Source organism: Phyllobacterium trifolii (assembly GCF_014192095.1).
GTDB lineage: Bacteria > Pseudomonadota > Alphaproteobacteria > Rhizobiales > Rhizobiaceae > Phyllobacterium > Phyllobacterium trifolii.
The window spans coordinates 1-2295 of the sequence record NZ_JACHXN010000058.1 but is presented as its reverse complement, the minus strand read 5'-3'; the positions used below and the strand labels follow the sequence as shown (position 1 = coordinate 2295).

General features: G+C 56.6%; 2 protein-coding genes and 1 pseudogene. 2 read left to right on the top strand and 1 reads right to left on the bottom strand.

Annotated elements, in window-relative coordinates:
* A pseudogene (locus tag FHS21_RS30525) lies at window positions 1-203 on the bottom strand (AI-2E family transporter); the annotation flags it as partial.
* Window positions 204-490: 287 nt separating this feature from the next.
* On the opposite strand from FHS21_RS30525, the gene FHS21_RS30310 reads away from it, so the two are divergent.
* Both FHS21_RS30310 and cax read left to right on the top strand, forming a co-directional pair.
* A complete protein-coding gene (locus tag FHS21_RS30310) occupies window positions 491-715 on the top strand; it encodes a hypothetical protein (RefSeq protein ID WP_158482263.1) in 225 nt (74 codons plus the stop codon).
* Window positions 716-734: 19 nt separating this feature from the next.
* Window positions 735-1826: a calcium/proton exchanger gene (gene cax / locus FHS21_RS30305; RefSeq protein ID WP_112532148.1), complete on the top strand. Its 1092-nt coding sequence runs from the start codon at window positions 735-737 to the stop codon at window positions 1824-1826.
* Window positions 1827-2295: the final 469 nt, after the last annotated feature.

Below are 2295 nucleotides of genomic sequence, written 5' to 3'. Positions count from 1 at the left end.
TTGCCGACCCGGACGACCAGGCGTTGGTGCAAAGGATAGAGCATGACCGCGAGGATCACCGACCAGAGCAGGATACCAGTGAACGGCAATATGATACGGCTGCAGGCAAATATCAGCAACCCCACGAGTCCGATTTGAAGCGCTGAATCGAGCATTCTCAAGAGCGGCGGCGCGCGCTGAGGGATTGTGACGTTCGGCTGCATTTTGCTGCCCCTTCCCAGCCAATCCGGATCCAGATAGCTCGGTCCTCCAGCTAACTATTTACCTGTTTCGGCCGTTCTGCAAGACAGATGCAACAATGCTCGCTGGACGCGTCTCGGATCGGCCATGTGAGAAGCTCGGTGTAGCCTCAGCCTGCCGCGGGTATGCGTAGGCGTCCCTAGCGTGTACCCGTTGCGGCGGCCGCAGCTTAGTACTAAATTACCATCCTCACGGCCGCGTGATTTTAGGGGAAACGTCATGGCGTCGTATGCTACTGGGGGGCCTCTCAATGACGCTCCGAATACTAAGGGCCGCCCTTGAAAGAGAAAAACCACCAGCGCACGGTCGCCATTGCCGTGCTCCTGAGGCTTTCCTTTTGTTCGTCGTGACAGTTTTCATGGAGCGGCGCACGGCCTTCTTCCTAGCAGGCGAGACCGGGTTGCTCGCGACGGTCAGCGTAGAAGCCGTACGTTCGACTGTCATTAATCGCAATTCGTACCTGCGCCGCGGTTAAGCCTTTATTTGGAGGGGTCATGAATTATTTGTGGCAAGAAATCCAGCACAACCCGATCCTTTGGCTACTCGCTCTCGTGCCCATTGTTTTTGTGGCGAAGTTGGCCAGCCCTGAAGCGCACACGCTGCTTTTTCTGCTCGCGGTATTGGCCATCATTCCGTTGGCGACTCTGCTCAGTCACGCCACCGAGTCCGTTGCGGCAAAAACCGGCGATGCGGTCGGTGGCCTCCTCAATGCAACACTCGGCAATCTCACCGAACTCATTATTGCGCTGGCGGCACTGCGCCTTGGCCAGTTTACCTTGGTAAAGGCCTCCCTGGCCGGAGCAATTGTCACCAACACCCTGTTTATGTTGGGAGCGTCGTTCTTGCTCGGGGGCCTGAAATACCACGTTCAAGACTACAATCGCGCTAATGCGCGCCTGCAGATAACCTTGCTGTTTCTGGCAACAGTCGCCCTGATTATCCCATCAGCAGTTGCCACTGCGGATTTTGAAGTGCCGTCGGAGTTTATGCAGAAACTGAGTGTCGGCCTGTCAGTCGTCCTGATCATCGCCTATGGATTGGGTCTCGTATTCTCACTGAAGAGCCACAGCGAACTCTTCGGCAGCACGGAAGAGGCTTCGGAGGAGTCGAGTTGGCCGCTTAATGTGGCCCTTGTTACGCTGGTGGGCGTTACGGTCCTGGTGGCGCTCGTAAGTGAAATCTTTGTCGAATCGGTTCAGGAAGCGGCGGTCACCTTCGGAATGACGCCCGCATTCGTGGGCTTTATCGTTGTGGCGTTGGTAGGCGGTGCGGCGGAAATGGCATCAGCCTTTTCCGGCGCTCGCAAGAACAGGCTCGATCTGAGCGTTGGCATTGCTCTCGGGAGTGCTGCTCAAATAGCACTATTCGTTGCACCAGTCCTTGTGCTGCTGAGTTACGTCATCGGGCCGGGCCCGATGGACCTGCAATTCTGGCCGGGTGCGGTTGTCATGGTGCTCATCGCTACGATGACAGCCACAATCGTCACCAACGGCGGGCACTCGACATGGTTCGTGGGTGTATTGATGTTAATGGTCTACCTCATTCTTGCGATGACGCTATACTTGCTGCCGCCTGGCGGGCAGTAGCAGACGTCTTCCACAGCTCTTGAATGACCGTCTTAGATTGGCCGCAATGGGCGGCTCAGAGCGGACAGGATTATCTGTTAATCTTATGCAGCTGGCGATAGTTGCACCGGATCAAACTCAACCGGCGGAAAGCGCCCGAAAATATCAGCGCTCGGCCGGCATTTCATAGAACGCACCGCCGAACGTGCCAATGAGTTACCTTCTCGATGGAATGCGTGGCGGAACCACGGTATGGGCTGGGACGGCTAGAGCCGCTGCACCAAAAGAGGGCCGGAGGCGAAGCACTCACGCTAGGGGTAAGGATGCGGGTGCGTTTTCGGCTGCTCCGGCTAGTTCCCTGACCTGACAGCGGAGTCAACGCGAATGACAGCTATTGGCGGATATCGTTGAAAAACTCGGAGTTTGAGCATCCTCGACGCTCTGCGCGAGGTTTTTCAGGACGTTTGCAAGGCGGCCCTGACTCTGACGC